General features: G+C 71.0%; 16 protein-coding genes. 13 read left to right on the forward strand and 3 right to left on the reverse strand.

The annotated features are described in order from the left end of the window. Window positions 1-146: 146 nt before the first annotated feature. Window positions 147-590 carry an SRPBCC family protein gene (locus ACFY4A_RS37475; protein WP_390833787.1) on the reverse strand — a complete coding sequence of 148 codons (444 nt, stop codon included), beginning with the start codon at window positions 588-590 and terminating at the stop codon, window positions 147-149. A 192-nt stretch (window positions 591-782) separates the two neighbouring features. Here ACFY4A_RS37475 and ACFY4A_RS37480 point away from each other — a divergent pair, with 192 nt between their 5' ends. From ACFY4A_RS37480 to ACFY4A_RS37490, 3 genes are all read left to right on the forward strand, one after another. Beyond that, on the forward strand, window positions 783-1838 hold the full coding sequence (locus tag ACFY4A_RS37480) for an Rv2578c family radical SAM protein (RefSeq protein WP_390833788.1): 1056 nt from the start codon (window positions 783-785) through the stop codon (window positions 1836-1838). Between the two features lie 134 nt (window positions 1839-1972). Continuing rightward, window positions 1973-3577, forward strand: a complete 1605-nt coding sequence (locus ACFY4A_RS37485; protein WP_390833789.1) for an alpha/beta hydrolase — start codon at window positions 1973-1975, stop codon at window positions 3575-3577. Between the two features lie 101 nt (window positions 3578-3678). Continuing rightward, the gene (locus ACFY4A_RS37490) at window positions 3679-4077 is read left to right on the forward strand and encodes a RidA family protein (RefSeq protein WP_390833790.1); all 399 of its coding nucleotides are present in this window, start codon (window positions 3679-3681) and stop codon (window positions 4075-4077) included. Window positions 4078-4134: 57 nt separating this feature from the next. On the opposite strand, the gene ACFY4A_RS37495 is transcribed toward ACFY4A_RS37490, so the two are convergent. Then, the gene (locus ACFY4A_RS37495; protein WP_390833791.1) at window positions 4135-4710 is read right to left on the reverse strand and encodes an adenylosuccinate lyase; all 576 of its coding nucleotides are present in this window, start codon (window positions 4708-4710) and stop codon (window positions 4135-4137) included. 373 nt (window positions 4711-5083) lie between these two features. Between ACFY4A_RS37495 and ACFY4A_RS37500 the strand changes: the two genes are divergently transcribed. The 9 genes from ACFY4A_RS37500 to pssA all read left to right on the forward strand — a co-directional run bounded on the left by ACFY4A_RS37500 (window position 5084) and on the right by pssA (window position 16186). After that, window positions 5084-6889, forward strand: a complete 1806-nt coding sequence (locus ACFY4A_RS37500) for a 3-hydroxyacyl-CoA dehydrogenase family protein (RefSeq protein WP_390833792.1) — start codon at window positions 5084-5086, stop codon at window positions 6887-6889. A 136-nt stretch (window positions 6890-7025) separates the two neighbouring features. After that, window positions 7026-7841, forward strand: coding sequence for a TetR family transcriptional regulator (locus tag ACFY4A_RS37505; protein WP_390833793.1), 816 nt, complete (start codon window positions 7026-7028; stop codon window positions 7839-7841). 469 nt (window positions 7842-8310) lie between these two features. Then, a complete protein-coding gene (gene ccrA, locus ACFY4A_RS37510; protein ID WP_390833794.1) occupies window positions 8311-9654 on the forward strand; it encodes a crotonyl-CoA carboxylase/reductase in 1344 nt (447 codons plus the stop codon). A gap of 9 nt (window positions 9655-9663) precedes the next feature. Continuing rightward, window positions 9664-11712 (forward strand): protein meaA, encoded by a 2049-nt coding sequence (locus ACFY4A_RS37515; protein WP_390833795.1) that lies wholly within the window; start codon window positions 9664-9666, stop codon window positions 11710-11712. Then, window positions 11709-12734, forward strand: coding sequence for an HpcH/HpaI aldolase/citrate lyase family protein (locus ACFY4A_RS37520; RefSeq protein WP_390833796.1), 1026 nt, complete (start codon window positions 11709-11711; stop codon window positions 12732-12734). Before ACFY4A_RS37515 ends, ACFY4A_RS37520 begins: the two co-directional genes overlap by 4 nt. A gap of 5 nt (window positions 12735-12739) precedes the next feature. After that, window positions 12740-13309: a MaoC family dehydratase gene (locus tag ACFY4A_RS37525; RefSeq protein ID WP_390833797.1), complete on the forward strand. Its 570-nt coding sequence runs from the start codon at window positions 12740-12742 to the stop codon at window positions 13307-13309. Window positions 13310-13312: 3 nt separating this feature from the next. After that, window positions 13313-14518, forward strand: a complete 1206-nt coding sequence (locus tag ACFY4A_RS37530) for an acyl-CoA dehydrogenase family protein (protein WP_390833798.1) — start codon at window positions 13313-13315, stop codon at window positions 14516-14518. Window positions 14519-14688: 170 nt separating this feature from the next. Continuing rightward, on the forward strand, window positions 14689-15345 hold the full coding sequence (locus tag ACFY4A_RS37535) for a phosphatidylserine decarboxylase (protein WP_390833799.1): 657 nt from the start codon (window positions 14689-14691) through the stop codon (window positions 15343-15345). 22 nt (window positions 15346-15367) lie between these two features. After that, window positions 15368-16186: a CDP-diacylglycerol--serine O-phosphatidyltransferase gene (gene pssA / locus ACFY4A_RS37540; protein WP_100566767.1), complete on the forward strand. Its 819-nt coding sequence runs from the start codon at window positions 15368-15370 to the stop codon at window positions 16184-16186. A gap of 524 nt (window positions 16187-16710) precedes the next feature. Here pssA and ACFY4A_RS37545 read toward each other — a convergent pair. Beyond that, on the reverse strand, window positions 16711-17853 hold the full coding sequence (locus ACFY4A_RS37545; RefSeq protein WP_390833801.1) for a glycerate kinase: 1143 nt from the start codon (window positions 17851-17853) through the stop codon (window positions 16711-16713). Between the two features lie 181 nt (window positions 17854-18034). Between ACFY4A_RS37545 and ACFY4A_RS37550 the strand changes: the two genes are divergently transcribed. Beyond that, window positions 18035-19105: an ADP-ribosylglycohydrolase family protein gene (locus ACFY4A_RS37550; protein WP_390833800.1), complete on the forward strand. Its 1071-nt coding sequence runs from the start codon at window positions 18035-18037 to the stop codon at window positions 19103-19105. Window positions 19106-19307: the final 202 nt, after the last annotated feature.

The raw sequence follows: 19307 nt of genomic DNA on the forward strand, positions 1-19307 counted from the left end.
TCGTCGCACCTGCCGCACGATTGCCGCGCAAAGCGACAACTGTGGGCAAGGCGACGAGTTACGGCGGGCCTCCGGTCCGCGGGGAGATCCACTCGAACCGGTGAGGTGCCAACGGGGCCCGTCAGCAGAGGAGTTACTCCGGGGAGCTACTTCTCGACCTCGGTGGCGAGCTTGGCGAGCATCGCGTCGTAGATCCGGGCCAGGCCCTTGGGGGCGAACGTCCTCTCGAAGAAGCCGCCGATGCCCCCGGCGCCCTTCCAGGTGGTGGTGATCACGACGCGCGACTTGCCCTCGCCCGCCGGGGTGACGCGCCAGACGGTGACCATGGAGGAGTTGCGGTCCTTCTCGACCAGCTCGCCGTCGGTGGGCTCGGAGACCTGCATCAGGCAGTCGCGGACCCGCTTGCTGGTGGCCTGGAGCTTCCAGTGGACGAGGGTGCCCTCGCCGTCGCCGCCCTCCCGTACCTCGTACTCGCTGAAGTGCTCGGGCAGCACCTTCGGGCGGGTGCCGCTGTAGTCGGCGACCGCGTCGAACACCGTCTCCGCGTCGGCGGCGACGACCCGCTCCGTAGTGGCCTCGACCTGCGCCATGGCTTCCTCCAGGACATCCGTTCTCAGGCTTGGGGCAAGCCAATCACCCCGCCGCCCGACCCCCCAAATCGGGGCCCGGGCAAGTGCTCGGACCCGGCACAGCGGGCGATCGGGAACGGCGTCCTCACGGTCACCCGCACGATCAAGGGAACATGTGTTCTATTCTGTGGGCGGCACTACCGAGGAGGCGTCATGCGCTGGGACAACCTCACCGTGGACCCGGGGAACTCCGGGGACCCCGGTCACGGCCGGGCCGACGCCGCGCTCTTCGGGGCGGACGCGGTCACCACACGGACCTTCGACACCCCCGAATTCCGCGGGATCACCTTCCACGAGATCCGGGCCCGCTCGATTATCAACCGGGTGCCGGGTGCCTCGCGCATGCCCTTCGAGTGGACGGTCAACCCGTACCGCGGCTGCACGCACGCGTGCGTGTACTGCTTCGCGAGGAAGACGCACAGCTACCTGGACCTCGACACGGGCATCGGCTTCGACACCCAGATCGTGGTCAAGGTGAACGCACCGGAGCTGCTGCGCCGCCAACTGGCCTCGCGCCGCTGGCACGGCGAGCACATCGCCATGGGCACGAACGTGGACTGCTATCAGCGGGCCGAGGGCCGTTACCGGCTGATGCCGGGCATCCTGACCGCGCTGCGCGACCACGCGAACCCCTTCTCGATCCTGACCAAGGGCACACTGATCCTGCGCGACCTGGACCTGCTCACCCAGGCCGCCGAGGTCACCGACGTGGGCGTCTGCGTCTCGGTGGGCTTCACCGACACCGAGCTGTGGCGCACCGTCGAACCCGGCACCCCCGCGCCCGAGCGGCGCCTGGACGTCGTACGGACCCTCGGCGAGCACGGCATCGGCTGCGGGGTGCTGATGGCGCCGGTGATCCCGTTCCTGAGCGACCGGCCGGCCCAACTGAGGGCGACCGTAAGGGCGGTCGCGGCGGCCGGGGCCACCTCCGTCACACCGCTGGTACTGCATCTGCGGCCCGGCGCCCGCGAATGGTTCATGGCCTGGCTCGAACAGCACCACCCGCACCTCGTGCGCCACTACGAGCGGCTGTACGCCGAGGGCGCCTACGCCCCCAAGTGGTACCAGCGCCGGATCACCCGTCAGGTGCACGAGCTGGCAAGGGAGTACGGGATCGGCCCCGCGCGCGCGGGAACGGCCCGCCGTATCCAGCCGGCCGAGCCGACACCGCCCTCGATGCCCGAACCGACTCAACTCACGCTCATTTGAGATCGTTGGAGCGCATCACCCGGCCCAATTGGGTCAAGAATTGTCAGAACGCGTTCTTCCGCTAGTTCTTTCCGGGACGATGCGGCGAGGACCGCGAGACCGCGGTCCGCAGCCTCTCCGTCCTGGGAGGACTTATGAGAAAAAGCGCTGCCGTGCTGTGCGGTGCCGCCGTCGTCATGGCCGGATCCCTCACGGCCGTCCCCGCCGACGCGAGCACGCCGCATCCCGCAGCCGCCGTATCCGCCGCATCCGCCGCCAAGGTCACGTGGCAGAAGTGCGGCACCACCCGTTATCCGACCCTCCAGTGCGGGTCCGTGAAGGTGCCGCTCGACTACAGACATCCGTCCGGGAAGAAGATCACGCTGGCGCTGTCCCGCGTCCCGCACACCGCCAAGACCTATCAGGGCCCCCTGCTGGTCAACCCCGGTGGTCCCGGCGGCAGCGGGCTGTCGCTCGCCGGTTTCGTCGCCTCCTCGCTGCCCAAGGATGTCGCGGCCCAGTACGACGTCATCGGCTTCGACCCGCGCGGGGTGGGCAGGAGTTCACCGGCGCTCGACTGCAAGCCGGGCTACTTCAAGCCGGTGCGCCCGGACTCGCTGCCGAGCACGCCCGCGATCGAGAACGCCAACCTCGCCCGCGCGAAGTCCTTCGCCGCCGCCTGCGGCAAGAAGTACGCGAGCGTGCTGCCGCACATCAACACGGTCAACGCGGCGACCGACATGGATTCGATCCGCCGTGCCCTCGGCGCCAAGAAGATCAATTACTTCGGTTACTCCTACGGCACCTACCTCGGCGCGGTGTACGCCAAGCTCTTCCCCGAGCGGGTGCGCCGGCTGGTCCTCGACTCGATCGTGGATCCGACCGGCGTCTGGTACGACAACAACATCCAGCAGGACTACGCCTTCGAGGGCCGCCAGCAAGCCTTCCTGGCGTGGATCGCGAAGCACGACTCGACCTACAGGCTGGGCACGGACCCGGCCGGGATCGAGGCCAAGTGGTACGCGATGCGGGCGGCGCTCGCCAAGAAGCCCGCGGGCGGCAAGGTCGGCGCCTCCGAACTGGAGGACACCTTCATCCCGGGCGGCTACTACAACGGCTACTGGCCCTATCTCGCCCAGGCGTTCGCGGCGTACGCGAACGACAGGGAGACCGGCCCGCTGGTCGAGGCGTACGAGAACTTCGCCGCCGTGGACGCCTCCGGCGACAACGGCTACAGCGTCTACACCGCCGTGCAGTGCCGTGACGCCTCGTGGCCGCGCGACTGGCGGCAGTGGCGCAAGGACAACTGGGCCGTGCACGCCAAGGCGCCGTTCATGACCTGGAACAACGCCTGGTACAACGCACCCTGCGCCTTCTGGCCGGTCTCCGCCAAGCGCGCGGTGAACGTCGCCAACAGCAAGCTGCCGCCGGTGCTGCTGTTCCAGGCGACCGACGACGCGGCCACCCCGTACCAGGGCGGTGTCACGGTGCACCGTCTGCTGCGGAACTCCAGCCTGGTCGTCGAGCGGGGCGGCGGCAACCACGGCATTACGCTGAGCGGGAACGCCTGCCTGGACAAGCACCTGGCGACGTACCTGACCAACGGCAAGGTGCCGCGCGGGCACGGTGTCGCGGACGCGGTGTGCCAGAGGCTGCCCGACCCGAAGCCGGTGAGCGCGGCGGCGTCCGCCGCGGCGACCTCTCCGTCCGGTGCCGCGCGCGGGGCGGCGCTGCACGACCTCGTCCGCTTCCGCGGGTGAGCGGCCGAACGGGCTCGGCCCGGCCGCGGCACGCGGCCTGACGGCCCGTCGGGGGCGGTGACCGGATCATGGTTGCCGGGCGCATGGTCCACCATGGACGCATGAGTGAGCCAACCAGGATCCCCGCCCCCGACGGGGTCGCCCCCGCCGCGCACTACTCCCATGTCGTCATGGGCACCGGCCGTTTCGTCGCGATCTCCGGCCAGGTCGCCCTGGACGAGAACGGCGAGCTCGTCGGCGAGGGCGACCCGGCAGCGCAGGCCCGGCAGATCTTCGAGAACCTCCGCCGCTGCCTGACCGCCGCCGGCGCGACCTTCGACAACGTCGTCAAGCTCACCTACTTCCTCACGGACACGGCCCACCTCCCGGCCATCCGCGCCGCCCGCGCGGCCCACCTTGCCGACGACCGCCTGCCCGCCTCGTCGGCCGTCCAGGTCGCGGCCCTGGTCCGCCCCGAGTTCCTGATGGAGGTCGAGGCGTTCGCCGTGCTGCCGGAGTGAGGTCTTCCCGCGCGGGGCCGGCGGACCCGTCCGCGTGCCCCCTCGGGTCCCGGCCGCTCACCCGGATTTCGGGATGCGGGACAGGGCGTCGACCGCCGCCTCCGCCAGGGCCGGGTGGGCGAGGGCCTCGGTGAGGACGGAGCGGGCCCGGACGTCGCCGAGCGCACCCAGGCCCTCCACACAGGCCAGGGCCACCCGGCGGTAGGGGTCGTGCGGGCGGAGCCGGCGCTCCAGCGTGGTGATCAGGGCGGGCACGGACTCGGGGGCCCGCAGCTCCACCAGCAGCCGTACCGGATGCAGCGCGTAGGCGACGCGCAGCTCGTTGGTGGCCAGGGCCGCCGCGGCGCGGGCGGTGCGGGGGTCGCCGAGCCGGGCCAGGGCGTACGCGGCACCGACGCACCGCTGCGGGTCGCGGTGGTTCAGCAGCAGGACCAGGGACTCGAAGGCCCGCCGGTCCCCAGCGAGGCCGAGACGGAACGCGGCCAGCTCCCTGGCCCACAGGGGCTGCCCGGGCGCCGTGAGCACCTCGGCCAGCTCGTCCGGGTCCCGGGTGGCCACCAGATGCTCGTACGCCGCCGATCCGCCCGTCTCCTGCCGTAAGCGCTCCGTGAGCGATCGCAACTCTTCGTCCACGACAGCCACCCTAGGGTCGCGGCCCGCCGCGCGGGACGTACATCACAAACTCGAGGGGGTGGCGCGCTCGTTACCCACCGGTTAAGCTCAGACGAGCGAGACACCCTCTCGCACCCTCTCGCAGTGGCCTGGTGACGCAGCCACCGCGAGTGTTGTCGGTTCGGTACACCGAGTACCGCAGCACGACCCGGCTTCGGGACAGAGCCGGTCGGCCTTCGCCGCCTGCCGGGCGCGCAGGCGCCCGCGGCGACCGGTGCCGGGCATGTGCGCGTTCGGCCCGGCAACACCCGCACCCCCTTCCTCCCGCACCCGGTGCGCCCGTCGGCGCACCGGGACGCGTTCCCAGTCGTCACCCTCATTCCTGGAGTCCGCGATGGCCACTCCCCTCTCCGACACCTCCCTGTCCCCGCTGAAGACGATCGCCGTCGTCGGCCTCGGCACCATGGGCACCGGCATCACCGAGGTCCTGGCCCGCGCGGGCCGCGAGGTCGTCGGTATCGACGTCAGCGAGGCGGCGGCCGCCAGGTGCGTCGCCGCCCTGGAGAACTCCACCGCCCGCGCCGTGGAACGCGGGCGCCTGACCGAGCGGGAGCGCACGGACGCGCTCGCCCGCGTGCGCACCTGCACCGACCTGACCGCGGCGGCCGCTGCCGATCTGGTCATCGAGGTGGCGCCGGAGTCGTACGAGACCAAGCAGCAGATCTTCCGGGAGCTGGACCGCATCGTGCGGCCGGGGGCGATCCTGGCCACCGGCACCAACGCCCTGTCGGTGACCCGCCTGGCCGCCGACTCGGCCCACCCGGAGCGGGTGCTCGGCCTGCACTTCTTCAACCCCGCGCAGGCCATGAGGCTCGTCGAGATCGTCTCCTCGGTGCTGACCGCCCCGCAGGCCGTCCAGGCGGTCACCGACCTCGCACTCGAACTGGGCAAGGAGCCGGTCCCGGTCGGCGACCGGCCCGGATTCCTCGCCGACGGGCTGCTGTTCGGCTACCTCAACCAGGCCGCGGCGATGTACGAGGGGAAGTACGCCTCCCGCGAGGACATCGACGCCGCGATGCGTCTCGGCTGCGGCCTGCCGATGGGCCCGCTGACGCTGCTCGACCTGATCGGCGTCGACACCGCGCGCACGGTCCTTGAGGCCATGTACGCCGAGTCGCGCGACCGGCTGCACGCCCCCGCGCCCATCCTGAAGCAGCTCAGCGAGGCCGGCCTGACGGGCCGCAAGGCGGGCCGCGGCTTCTACACCTACGAGGCCCCGGGCAGCGGCACCGTCGTGCGGGACGCGCTGACCCCGCCGTCCGGCGACATCCTCGCCCCCGGCCGCCCGGTGCGCTCCGTCGGCGTCGCGGGCTCGGGCACCATGGCCTCCGGCATCGCCGAGGTGTTCGCGAAGGCCGGGTACGAAGTCGTGCTGGCCGCCCGCAGCGCGGAGAAGGCGCAGGCCGCCAAGGCCCGTATCGGCAAGTCGCTTTCGCGCTCTGTCGACAAGGGCCGGCTGACCGCCGAGGCCGCCGCGCAGACCCTGGACCGGATCACGGCGACCGGCACCCTCGACGGCTTCGCCGACGTGGACCTCGCGGTCGAGGCCGTCGCCGAGGACCTGGCGGTGAAGCAGCAGTTGTTCGCGGCGCTGGACAAGGTCTGCAAGCCGGGCGCGGTGCTGGCCACCACCACCTCCTCGCTCCCCGTGGTCGCCTGCGCCCGCGCCACCTCGCGCCCGCACGAGGTGATCGGCATGCACTTCTTCAACCCGGCACCGGCGATGAAGCTGGTCGAGGTCGTCCGCACGGTGCTGACGGCGGACGACGTCCACGCGACGGTCCGCGAGGTCTGCGTCAGGATCAAGAAGCACGCCGTCGACTGCGGGGACCGCGCGGGCTTCATCGTCAACGCCCTGCTGTTCCCGTACCTCAACAACGCGGTCAAGATGGTGCAGGAGCACTACGCGTCCCTGGACGACATCGACGCGGCGATGAAGCTCGGCGGCGGCTACCCGATGGGCCCCTTCGAACTCCTCGACGTCGTCGGCCTGGACGTCTCGCTGGCCATCGAGAAGGTCCTGCACCGCGAGTTCCGCGACCCGGGCCTGGCCCCGGCGCCGCTCCTCGAGCATCTGGTGGCCGCGGGCTGCCTCGGCCGCAAGACCGGCCGCGGTTTCCGCGAGTATGCCCGGCGCTGACCGGTCCGGCGACCGGTTCGCAGACGGGCGGGAGTGGGGCGGCCTGCTGGAGCCGGCGGCCGCTCCCCCGTCCGCCGAGGACGGAGGAACCCGGGGACGTGCGCACCGGGCTGCGCGAATGCAGTACGTTCGGGTCATGCCCCAGCCCGCCAGGTCCACACGTACACCCGCCACGCCCGACGCGCCGGAGAGCGCCGCCGGCTCCCGCGCGGCCGCCCAACGGCTCAAGATGCGCCGGGAGCTGGCGGCCGCCGCGATGGAGCTGTTCGCGACCAAGGGGTACGAGGCGACCACGGTCGACGAGATCGCCGCGGCGGCCGGGGTCGCCCGGCGCACCTTCTTCCGGCACTTCCGCTCCAAGGAAGAGGCCATCTTCCCCGACCACGACGACACTCTGATCCGCGCCGAGGCGGTCCTCAACGCGGCCCCCGCGCACGAGCACCCGCTCGACACGGTGTGCCGGGGCATCAAGGAAGTCATGAAGATGTACGCGGCGCAGCCGGAGATCTCGGTCGCCCGCTACAAGCTGACCCGCGAGGTGCCCACGCTGCGCGAGGCGGAGATCGCCTCCGTGGCCCGCTACGAGCGCCTGTTCACGCGTTATCTGCTGGGCCACTTCGACGAGCGCGTGCACGCCGACGACGCCAACGACGACCCGCTGCTCGCGGAGGTCGCCGCCTCGGCCGTGGTCACCGCGCACAACCACGTGCTGCGGCGCTGGCTGCGGGCCGACGGCCAGGGAGACGTCGAGGCGCAGCTCGACCACGCCTTCGCGATCGTGCGCAGGACGTTCGGCACCGGGATCGGGGCCGGCCGCGCCGCGGCGCCCGGGTCCGCCTCCGGGCCCTCGGCCGCGGTGTCCCAGGGCGAGGTGCTGGTGGCGGTCGCCCGCACCGACGCTCCGCTGGAAGAGGTCATGCGGACCATCGAGGAGGCGCTGAAAGAGCGCTGAGGGCCTCGCGACCGGCGAGAGCCACGTACCGCCTCGGGACGACGAGAACCACGTAACGGACGGCCACCCCACAGGGGTGGCCGTTTTGGCGTGTCGGAGCCCTTTTCACCCGCTCGGCGGGCCGATTCGATCGATCATCGCTCATTTGTTGCGTAAAGATTTCGTCTGAGCGAAAATTCTGACACTCAGTGCCTTGCCGGGTGACACGCGGTGTCATACGTTGGAGGTGTCCGGGCGGCCGGCGCGCGGAGAACCGCACGCACGCCGGCTGTCCCAGCGAGCCGATGGCGGCTCGCACGCCCGGACGCCTGCGTCACAGGCAACCTCCCGCGCCACAAAGCGCTGCCGAAGCACCACCGCCGAACCGACGGCACCCGGCCGGACCGACGGCCCCCTCACCACCCCTCAGCAGCACCGACGCAAACCTCAGCGCCCCTCCCTCAGGGCGCTCATCGCCGGAGGCAACACCGTGACCGTGAAGGACATCCTGGACGCCATCCAGTCGCCGGACTCCACGCCCGCCGACTTCGCCGCCCTGCCACTGCCCGAGTCGTACCGCGCGATCACCGTGCACAAGGACGAGACGGAGATGTTCGCCGGGCTCTCCACCCGCGACAAGGACCCGCGCAAGTCCCTGCACCTGGACGAGGTGCCGCTGCCCGAGCTGGGCCCGGGCGAGGCCCTGGTGGCCGTCATGGCCTCCTCGGTCAACTACAACTCGGTGTGGACCTCGATCTTCGAGCCGCTGTCGACGTTCGGCTTCCTGGAGCGCTACGGCCGGCTCAGCGAGCTCACCAGGCGCCACGACCTTCCCTACCACATCATCGGCTCCGACCTGGCCGGCGTCGTCCTGCGCACCGGCCCAGGCGTCAACGCCTGGCACCCCGGTGACGAGGTCGTCGCGCACTGCCTGTCCGTCGAGCTGGAGTCGAGCGACGGCCACAACGACACGATGCTCGACCCCGAGCAGCGCATCTGGGGCTTCGAGACCAACTTCGGCGGCCTCGCCGAGATCGCGCTCGTCAAGTCCAACCAGCTGATGCCCAAGCCCGGCCATCTGAGCTGGGAGGAGGCCGCCGCCCCCGGCCTGGTCAACTCCACCGCCTACCGCCAGCTGGTCTCCCGCAACGGCGCCGGCATGAAGCAGGGCGACAACGTGCTCATCTGGGGCGCGAGCGGCGGCCTCGGCAGCTACGCCACGCAGTTCGCCCTCGCCGGCGGCGCTACCCCCGTCTGCGTCGTCTCCAGTGAGCAGAAGGCGGACATCTGCCGCGCGATGGGCGCCGAGGCGATCATCGACCGTACCGCCGAGGGCTACCGGTTCTGGAAGGACGAGCACACCCAGGACCCCAAGGAGTGGAAGCGCTTCGGCAAGCGCATCCGCGAACTCACCGGCGGCGAGGACGTCGACATCGTCTTCGAGCATCCCGGCCGCGAGACCTTCGGCGCGAGCGTGTACGTCACCCGCAAGGGCGGTACCATCGTCACCTGCGCCTCCACCACGGGCTACACCCACGAGTACGACAACCGCTACCTGTGGATGTCCCTGAAGCGCATCATCGGCTCCCACTTCGCCAACTACCGCGAGGCCTGGGAGGCCAACCGGCTCATCGCCAAGGGCAAGATCCACCCGACGCTGTCCCGGGTCTACTCCCTGGAGGACACCGGGCAGGCGGCGTACGACGTGCACCGCAACCTGCACCAGGGCAAGGTCGGCGTGCTGTGCCTGGCTCCCGAGGAGGGCCTGGGCGTGCGCGACGAGGCCATGCGCGCCCGGCACATCGACGCCATCAACCGCTTCCGGAACATCTGAGAGGCGCACATGAGTGAGCGTCAGACACCGCGGGCGCACGGGGACAGAGACCGGCCGTGGCTCATGCGCACCTACGCCGGCCACTCCACGGCCGAGGCCTCCAACGAGCTGTACCGGCGCAACCTCGCCAAGGGCCAGACCGGTCTGTCGGTGGCGTTCGACCTGCCGACGCAGACCGGCTACGACCCCGACCACGTCCTCGCCCGCGGCGAGGTCGGCCGGGTCGGCGTGCCGGTCGCGCACCTCGGCGACATGCGCCGGCTGTTCCATGACATCCCCCTGGAACGGACGAACACCTCCATGACGATCAACGCCACGGCCATGTGGCTGCTGGCGCTCTACCAGGTCGTCGCGGAGGAGCAGGGCGCGGACGTCACCAAGCTCCAGGGCACGACCCAGAACGACATCGTCAAGGAGTACCTTTCCCGCGGCACCCATGTCTTCCCGCCGGGTCCGAGTCTCCGGCTGACCACGGACATGATCGCGTACACGGTCTCCCACATGCCCAAGTGGAACCCGATCAACATCTGCAGCTACCACCTCCAGGAGGCGGGCGCCACGCCGGTGCAGGAGATCGCGTACGCGATGTCCACCGCCATCGCCGTCCTGGACGCGGTGCGCGACAGCGGCCAGGTGCCGCAGGAGCGCATGGGCGACGTCGTCGGCCGCATCTCCTTCTTCGTGAACGCGGGCGTCCGCTTCGTCGAGGAGATGTGCAAGATGCGGGCGTTCGGCCGCGTCTGGGACAGGATCACCCGCGAGCGGTACGGCATCGAGGACCCCAGGCACCGCCGCTTCCGCTACGGCGTCCAGGTCAACTCCCTGGGCCTGACCGAGGCACAACCGGAGAACAACGTCCAGCGGATCGTCCTGGAGATGCTGGCCGTCACCCTCTCCAAGGACGCACGCGCGCGCGCCGTGCAACTGCCGGCCTGGAACGAGGCCCTCGGCCTGCCCCGGCCCTGGGACCAGCAGTGGTCGCTGCGCATCCAGCAGGTGCTGGCGTACGAGTCGGACCTGCTGGAGTACGACGACATCTTCGAGGGCTCGACGGTGATCGAGGCGAAGGTGGCGGAGCTGGTCGAGGCGGTGCTCGCCGAGATCGAGCACATCCAGGAGCTGGGCGGCGCGATGGCCGCCGTGGAGTCCGGTTACCTGAAGTCGCAGCTGGTCGCCTCGCACGCCGAGCGCCGGGCCCGTATCGAGTCGGGTCAGGAGAAGATCGTCGGCGTCAACATGTTCGAGGGCACCGAGCCCAACCCGCTCACCGCCGATCTGGACACCGCGATCCAGACGGTCGACCCGGCGGTCGAGGCCCGCGTGACCGCCTCGCTCCGGCACTGGCGCGACACCCGCTACCAGCCGCCGTTCAACCACCCGCGCCCCTGCAAGGCGCTGGAGCGGCTGAAGGAGGCGGCCAGGGGCACCGACAACCTCATGGAGGCCACACTGGAGTGCGCCCGCTCGGGTGTCACGACCGGCGAGTGGGCCGGGGCCCTGCGCGAGGTGTTCGGCGAGTTCCGGGCGCCCACAGGCGTGTCGTCGGCTCCGGTGGCCGTCGCCGCCGAGGAGGGCTCGGCCCTGGCCGGAGTGCGCCGCAAGGTGGAACTGACGGCCCGGGACCTCGGTGTCGGCAAGCTGCGCTTCCTGGTCGGCAAGCCCGGCCTGGACGGGCACTCCAACGGCGCCGAGCAGATAGCCGTCCGGGCCCGCGACGCCGGGTTCGAGGTGGTCTACCAGGGCATCCGGCTCACACCGGAGCAGATCGTGGACGCGGCCCTCGCCGAGGACGTGCACGCGGTCGGCCTGTCCGTCCTGTCCGGCTCGCACGCCCAGCTGGTGCCGGACGTGCTGGAGCGGCTGCGCCAGGCCGGCGCCGCCGACATCCCGGTGATCGCCGGCGGGATCATCCCGGGCGGTGACGCCGAGCAGCTCAGGGCCGCGGGAGTGGCCGCGGTCTTCACCCCGAAGGACTTCGACATCACCGGGATCATCGGCCGTATCGTCGACGAGATCCGGAAAGCGAACAAGCTCGACCCCTTGGAGGTCCCCGCATGACCGCCCGCCCGTCGCCCGCCACCACCCTTGCAACGAGCGGCTCCGCCGCGCCCCTCCCTGATCCTCAGGTCGACCGCCTGCGCCCGCGGCGCTCCTGCCTGGCCGTACCGGGCTCGAACCCCCGTTTCCTGGAGAAGGCTCAGGGCCTGCCCGCCGACCAGGTGTTCCTGGACCTGGAGGACGCCTGCGCGCCGCTGGCCAAGCCGGAGGCGCGGCACACCATCGTCAAGTTCCTCAACGAGGGCGACTGGTCGGGCAAGACCAGGGTGGTCCGGGTCAACGACTGGACGACCGAGTGGACGTACCGGGACGTCGTGACGGTGGTCGAGGGCGCGGGCCAGAACCTGGACTGCATCATGCTGCCGAAGGTGCAGGACGCCCAGCAGGTCGTGGCGCTGGACCTGCTGCTGACGCAGATCGAGAAGACCATGGGCTTCGAGGTGGGCCGCATCGGCATCGAGGCGCAGATCGAGAACGCGCGGGGCCTGAACAACGTCAACGAGATCGCGCAGGCCTCCGAGCGCATCGAGACGATCGTCTTCGGCCCGGCCGACTTCATGGCGTCGATCAACATGAAGTCGCTCGTCGTGGGCGAGCAGCCGCCCGGCTACCCGGCGGACGCCTACCACTACATCCTGATGAAGATCCTGATGGCCGCGCGCGCCAACGACCTCCAGGCGATCGACGGCCCCTACCTTCAGATCCGCAACGTCGACGGCTTCCGCGAGGTGGCGGGACGGGCCGCCGCGCTCGGTTTCGACGGCAAGTGGGTGCTGCACCCCGGTCAGGTGGAGGCCGCCAACGAGGTCTTCTCGCCCTCCCAGGAGGACTACGACCACGCGGAGCTGATCCTGGACGCGTACGAGTACTGCACGTCCGAGGCGGGCGGCAAGAAGGGTTCGGCGATGCTCGGCGACGAGATGATCGACGAGGCCAGCCGCAAGATGGCGCTGGTCGTCGCGGGCAAGGGCCGCGCGGCGGGCATGCGGCGCACCAGCAAGTTCGAGATCCCGGAGGGCTGAGCGGCATGCAGTTCGGACGGACCTTCGAGGAGTTCGAGGTCGGGGCGGTGTACAAGCACTGGCCGGGCAAGACGATCACGGAGTACGACGACCACCTGTTCTGTCTCCTGACCATGAACCACCACCCCCTCCACATGGACGCCAACTACGCCGAGAAGACGACCGACTTCGGCAAGAACGTCGTCGTGGGCAACTACATCTACTCCCTCCTGCTCGGCATGTCCGTCCCGGACGTCTCCGGCAAGGCCATCGCCAACCTGGAGATCGAGTCGCTCAAGCACGTGGCGCCGACCTTCCACGGCGACACGATCTACGGCGAGACGACCGTGCTGGACAAGTGGCCGTCGAAGTCGAAGAGCGACCGCGGCATCGTCCACGTCGAGACCAGGGGCTACAAGCAGGACGGCACGCTGGTGTGCACCTTCCGGCGCAAGGTGATGGTGCCGACCGAGGCGTACACCAAGGAGCGCGGCGGCGAGCAGCCCGGCCGCCCGGCCGTCTCCCACCACCACCCTCAAACGACGCCCCTGCGGGGCGGCACACCCAGTTCGGAACTCAGGGAGCAGGGGAAGTAGGCCATGGCCCGACTCGCTCAGACCGCCGGTCTGACGGACGTGCAGCAGGAGATCGTCTCCACCGTCCGGGACTTTGTCGACAAGGAGATCATCCCGGTCGCGACCGAGCTGGAGCACCGCGACGAGTACCCGCAAGCGATCGTGGACGGCCTGAAGGAACTCGGCCTGTTCGGTCTGATGATCCCCGAGGAGTACGGGGGCCTGGGTGAGTCGCTGCTGACGTACGCGCTGTGCGTGGAGGAGATCGCCCGCGGCTGGATGTCGGTGTCCGGCATCATCAACACGCACTTCATCGTCGCGTACATGCTCAAGCAGCACGGCACGCAGGAACAGAAGGACCACTTCCTGCCCCGCATGGCGGCCGGCGACGTCCGCGGCGCCTTCTCGATGTCGGAGCCGGGCCTGGGCTCCGATGTGTCGGCGATCACGTCCAAGGCCGTCAGGGACGGCGACGAGTACGTCCTGACCGGCCAGAAGATGTGGCTGACCAACGGCGGCACCTCCTCGCTCGTCGCGGTCCTGGTCCGCAGCGACGAGGGTCACCCCGAGGGCACCGCGCCCCACAAGTCCATGACGACCTTCCTGGTGGAGAAGGAACCCGGCTTCGGCGAGGTCCGGCCCGGCCTCACCATCCCAGGCAAGATCGACAAGATGGGCTACAAGGGCGTCGACACCACCGAGCTGATCATGGACGGGCTGCGCGTCCCGGCCGACCGGGTGCTGGGCGGCGTCACCGGCCGCGGCTTCTACCAGATGATGGACGGCGTCGAGGTCGGCCGCGTGAACGTCGCCGCCCGGGGCTGCGGCGTCGCCCAGCGCGCCTTCGAGCTGGGCGTCGCCTACGCCCAGCAGCGCCACACCTTCGGCAAGCCGATCGCACAGCACCAGGCCATCCAGTTCAAGCTGGCCGAGATGGCCACCAAGGTGGAGGCCGCCCATGCCATGATGGTGAACGCCGCCCGCAAGAAGGACTCCGGCGAGCGCAACGACCTCGAGGCCGGCATGGCGAAGTACCTGGCCTCCGAGTACTGCAAGGAGGTCGTGGAGGACGCCTTCCGCATCCACGGCGGCTACGGCTTCTCCAAGGAGTACGAGATCGAGCGCCTGTACCGCGAGGCCCCCATGCTGCTCATCGGTGAAGGCACCGCCGAGATCCAGAAAATGATCATCGGTCGCAGACTGCTCGAAGAGTATCGGTACCAGGGCTGAATGTCCGGCTACGGGGTGTTTTCTTCGAGAAGAAGATCACACCCCGTCAGCGGTCTTCGGCTGCCGACTCGGCAGCTCGGCTTACCCAGTTGTGGCCCTTAACCGCTACGATCGCGGAAAGCCGCCGTCCCCCGTCGAAAGCGCGGCATCATCCGCTACGAAGGTCATCCATGCCCCACAGCCAAACCTCTGCACATCGTGACAGCCTGGCCGGCGTACGCCTTGCGCGCGGAGCATCGCCGTGGCTTCTTCCGACCGTCGCCACCGCAGCCGTCAGCCTCGTCCGCGCCCGCCGCTCGGGTGCCGCCAAGGCCGTAGCCGTTCCCGCCACCGCGCTGGCGGCGGGGATGCTGTGGTTCTTCCGCGACCCCGAGCGTGAGATCGCCCAGGGTCGGGTCATCTCGCCCGCCGACGGTGTGGTGCAGAGCATCATGCCGTGGAAGGACGGCCGCACCCGCGTCGCGATCTTCATGAGCCCGCTGAACGTCCACGTCAACCGCGCCCCGCTCGCCGGCACGGTCACGTCCGTCGAGCACGTCCCCGGCGGGTTCGTTCCGGCTTTCAACAAGGAGAGCGAGAACAACGAGCGGGTCGTCTGGCACTTCGACACCGAGCTCGGCGACATCGAGATGGTCCAGATCGCCGGCGCGGTGGCCCGCCGCATCGTCCCCTACATCCCGTCCGGCACCAAGGTCGAGCAGGGCGAGCGGATCGGTCTGATCCGTTTCGGTTCGCGCGTCGACCTCTACCTGCCCGAGGGTGTGGACGTCGCGGTCGAGGTCGGCCAGAAGACCGTGGCTGGGGTGACTCGAATTGACCGTCATTGATCCCGAGACCCAGGCCGGCTGGGTGCCGGAGGCGGACGAGGTGGACGAAGAGGAGGAGATGCCCCTCTCGCTGCGCCTGTCGATAGCGGACACCCTCACCCTGGGCAACGCGACCTGCGGCTTCATGGCCGTGTACTTCACCACCACCGGCATCCTGATCCCGCACCTGACCGGCAACGACGAGTCGGCGGGCATGGCCCGGCACAGCGCCGCCACGGCGGTCATCCTGATGCTGTGCGCGGCGGTCTTCGACCTGTTCGACGGCCTGGTCGCGAGGAAGCTGCGCTCCTCCCCCATGGGCGCGGAGCTGGACAACCTCTCCGACCTGATCAGCTTCGGCCTGGCCCCGGCGTACTTCGTCCTCGTCTACGGCATGGTCGCGGACGACGCCCACCAGAGGGTGGCGGCCCTCGGCGCGATCGTGGTGCTGCTGGCGGTGGTCCTCCGGCTCGCGAGATTCTCCTGCGTGACGCTGAAGGACGGCATGTTCCAGGGCATGCCCTCACCCTTCGGCGCGCTGACGGTGGTCTCCATCGTCCTGCTGGAGCTGCCCTTCGTGGCCACGCTGCTGGCGATCCTGGGCACCGCGTGGCTGATGGTGAGCCGGGTGGAGTACCCGAAGCCGAGGGGCCGCCTGGCGGTCGCGATGCTGTCCTGGATCGTCCTGTCCATGGGCCTCCTGGCGGCCTGGGCCTTCGACGCCCCGAGCGGCCAACTCCTCCTCCAGACCGGCTGCGCCCTGCAACTGGTCATGGGCGCGGTGATCCCCCTGTTCGCCACGGCCCGCCGAGTGAACAACTTCCGCGACAACCGCCGCGAGGCACGGGCGGCCCAGCCGTAACGCTCCGCTGCGCCTGCCGAGGGGAAGGGCCCCGAACCGCGAGGTTCGGGGCCCTTCCCCATGCCCCTGCGCCCCGCCGGGCCCCGGGTCCCGGGACCCTGGAGGGGAGCCGCGCGCGAGCACCGGGAGGTACCGAGAACCCCGGCGGTGAGTAGGGGCGAGGCCTCGCCGGGTGCAAGGACGCAGACCAGCCGGGGTGCAGGGGCGCAGGGACGGGGTGCGGGGGCGAAGCCCCGCCGGGGGCCGGGGCGGAGCCCCGGGGAACGGCACCTTCACGCTCACCGAGTCGGGCGGCCGGGTACGCAGGACCGGGGAGGAGCCCCGGCGGGGTGCAGGGGCGAAGCCCCGCCCAGGGCCGGGGCGGGAGCCCCAGGGAACAGTCACCCTCACACCCAGCGAGCCGGGCCGGCCGGTGGGCCATGCACCGGGGCGGAGCCCCGCCGCGCCGGGGCTGGGGCGGAGCCCCGGGAAACAGTCACCCTCAAACCCGGCAAGCCGGGCGGGCCGGTGGGCGAGGCTCGGCGTCAGCTCAGCCAGTCGCGGCCGATCCCCTCAGCCACCCGCTCCAGAATCGCCCCCGCATCCGCGATGCACTTCGCCACGTCCGGCTCGACCTCGGTCAGCGCATACGCGCGCCGGATCCCGGCACGGTCCAGAACCTCCGGGTCCAGCGCAAGACGGCCGCAGACCGCGACCACCTCCTTGCCCGCGGCCCGCGCCGCCGCCGCGACCCCCGCCGGCGCCTTGCCGTGCAGCGTCTGCTCGTCCAAAGAGCCCTCACCCGTGATCACCAGCGAGGCCCGCCCCAGCGCGGGAGCGAAGCCCAGCACGTCGAGCATGACCTCGATCCCGGCCCGGAACCGCGCTCCGAGCAGCATCGCCCCGAACCCGATACCACCCGCCGCACCCGCCCCCGGCGACGCCGCGTACTCGGCAGCCCGGCCCCCGACCGCGCTCCCACCCTCCAGCACCTTCGCGAAGTGCGCGAGCGCCGCGTCCAGCGTCTCCACGTCGTCCGGCGAGGCACCCTTCTGCGGCCCGTAGACCGCCGGGGCGCCCTTCGGCCCGGTCAGCGGATTGTCGACATCACTGGCGAGCACCAGCTCCACGGCGGCGAGGCGCGGGTCGAGCCCGGACAGGTCCGCCCGGGCGAGTTCCGCCAGTCCCCCACCGCCGGGCGGGATCGACTGCCCGTCCGCGTCCAGGAACCGTGCCCCGAGCGCGGCCAGCATCCCCGCGCCCCCGTCCGTCGTCGCGCTCCCGCCGACGCCGAACACGATCGTGCGCGCCCCCGCGTCCAGAGCGGCCCGCAACAGCTCCCCGGAGCCGTACGTGGACGCCGTGAGCGGCGCGAACACACCGGCCGGCAGCCGCTGCAACCCGCTGGCCTCGGCCATCTCCACGACCGCCGTGTCGCCGCGCAGCGCGAACGCGGCCGTCACCTCGTCCCCGAGGGGACCCGCGACCCGTACCTCCCGGCGCTCGAACCCGGCCGCGACCGCCGCGTCCACGGTCCCGTCGCCACCGTCGGCGACGGGCAGCGCCTCCACCTCCACGTCCGGCACGACCCGGCGCAGCCCGGCCGTCACACGCTCGGCGACCTGCACGGCCGTCAGCGAGCCCTTGAACTTGTCCGCGGCAACCAGCACCCTCCGGGTGCCGTGCACTGCAGCGTCCGCCACCTTGACATCCCCTTGCTCTCCGGGCCCCGCACGTCAGGGCCAGTCGCGCCGCTGCGACCTTAACCGGCGACCACCCCCGCCGTCATGCCCCGCCCGGACCCTGAGAAGCCCCTGACGTGCCCGGAACCGCGCGCGGCCGCCCCCGGAATCCGGTAGACCGGATCCCATGACCGCTGTGGACACCGGACCAGGACTCGCCGACCGCGTTCTCGGCGGCTGGCTGGGCCGGATCGCCGGCAACATGCTGGGCAAGCCGGTGGAGCAGGGCGAGGTGTGGACGCGCGACCGCATCGACCGCTACCTGCGCGCGGCCGACGCGCTCCCGCTCACCGACTACCTGCCCGAAGCGGCCGGCGACGACGACCCGCCGCTGCGCCCCGAGTGGCGAAGCTGCGTGCGCGGCCGCATCCACGGCAGCTGCCGCGACGACGACGTCGACTACGCGATCCTCGGCCTGGAGCTCCTGGAGACGCACGGCTTCGGCTTCACCACCGAGCAGGTCGGCGAGCTGTGGCTGCGGCGCCTGCCGTACCTGCAGACGTTCACCGCGGAGCGGGCCGCGTACCGCAATCTCGCGAACGGTCTCAAGCCGCCCCTGACGGCCACGTACGACAACCCGTACCAAGAATGGATCGGCGCTCTGATCCGCGCCGACATCCACGGCTGGACCAGCCCCGGCGACCCGCGCCACGCCGCCTCGCTGGCCCGCCGCGACGCGGTGCTGTCGCACACCGGCAACGGCGTCTACGGCGCCATGTGGGCGGCGGCACTGATCGCGGCGGCCTTCACCGCACCGACCGTCCGCGCCGCCGTCGACACCGCGCTGACGGTGGTCCCGGCCGGCAGCCGCCTTGCCCGCGCGGTACGCCGGGCGGTCGCCCTGCACGGGGCCGGCCTGCCCTGGGAGGACGCGCTCGGCACGCTCGCGGGCGAGACCGCCGGCCTCGGCTGGATCCACACGGTCCCGAACGCCGCCGTCATCACGGCCGGCCTGCTCTACGGCAGGGGCGACTTCACCCGCACCATCGCGCTGACCGTGCGCGCCGGCCTGGACACCGACTCCAACGGTGCGACGGCCGGCTCGGTGGCCGGCGTCATGACGGGTGCGGCGGCCGTCCCCGCCCAGTGGAAGGACCCCCTCGAGGACACGGTCCGCAGCGCGGTCTTCGGCTTCGACGGCATCCGTATCAGCGAACTCGCCGAGCGCACCCTGCGTCTGGCCCTCCTCGACGCCTGACAGGTCTGTCCGCGCAGGACCCGGTTCCCGCGGACGCCCGCTACGGCACGGTGCGTTCCCTCCGGCCCCCCTTCTTCCTTCTTCTTCTTCTCGCACTTCCCCACAACTTGACTTCCTCCCCCGCCTAAAGGCGGGGGATTCCAGCGGTCGCCCGCTGGGTTTCCTGCTTCACCGACGACCGCCCCGTCCGGGAGGACTCCCG

This window comes from Streptomyces sp. NPDC001292 (genome assembly GCF_042896465.1).
Classification (GTDB): domain Bacteria; phylum Actinomycetota; class Actinomycetes; order Streptomycetales; family Streptomycetaceae; genus Streptomyces.

Bases quoted from the DNA above. Each gene is read 5' to 3' on its own strand.
- ACFY4A_RS37475 (WP_390833787.1), bottom strand. From the start codon at position 590: ATGGCGCAGGTCGAGGCCACTACGGAGCGGGTCGTCGCCGCCGACGCG.
- ACFY4A_RS37480 (WP_390833788.1), top strand. From the start codon at position 783: ATGCGCTGGGACAACCTCACCGTGGACCCGGGGAACTCCGGGGACCCC.
- ACFY4A_RS37485 (WP_390833789.1), top strand. From the start codon at position 1,973: ATGAGAAAAAGCGCTGCCGTGCTGTGCGGTGCCGCCGTCGTCATGGCC.
- ACFY4A_RS37490 (WP_390833790.1), top strand. From the start codon at position 3,679: ATGAGTGAGCCAACCAGGATCCCCGCCCCCGACGGGGTCGCCCCCGCC.
- ACFY4A_RS37500 (WP_390833792.1), top strand. From the start codon at position 5,084: ATGGCCACTCCCCTCTCCGACACCTCCCTGTCCCCGCTGAAGACGATC.
- ACFY4A_RS37505 (WP_390833793.1), top strand. From the start codon at position 7,026: ATGCCCCAGCCCGCCAGGTCCACACGTACACCCGCCACGCCCGACGCG.
- ACFY4A_RS37515 (WP_390833795.1), top strand. From the start codon at position 9,664: ATGAGTGAGCGTCAGACACCGCGGGCGCACGGGGACAGAGACCGGCCG.
- ACFY4A_RS37520 (WP_390833796.1), top strand. From the start codon at position 11,709: ATGACCGCCCGCCCGTCGCCCGCCACCACCCTTGCAACGAGCGGCTCC.
- ACFY4A_RS37525 (WP_390833797.1), top strand. From the start codon at position 12,740: ATGCAGTTCGGACGGACCTTCGAGGAGTTCGAGGTCGGGGCGGTGTAC.
- ACFY4A_RS37530 (WP_390833798.1), top strand. From the start codon at position 13,313: ATGGCCCGACTCGCTCAGACCGCCGGTCTGACGGACGTGCAGCAGGAG.
- ACFY4A_RS37535 (WP_390833799.1), top strand. From the start codon at position 14,689: ATGCCCCACAGCCAAACCTCTGCACATCGTGACAGCCTGGCCGGCGTA.
- ACFY4A_RS37550 (WP_390833800.1), top strand. From the start codon at position 18,035: ATGACCGCTGTGGACACCGGACCAGGACTCGCCGACCGCGTTCTCGGC.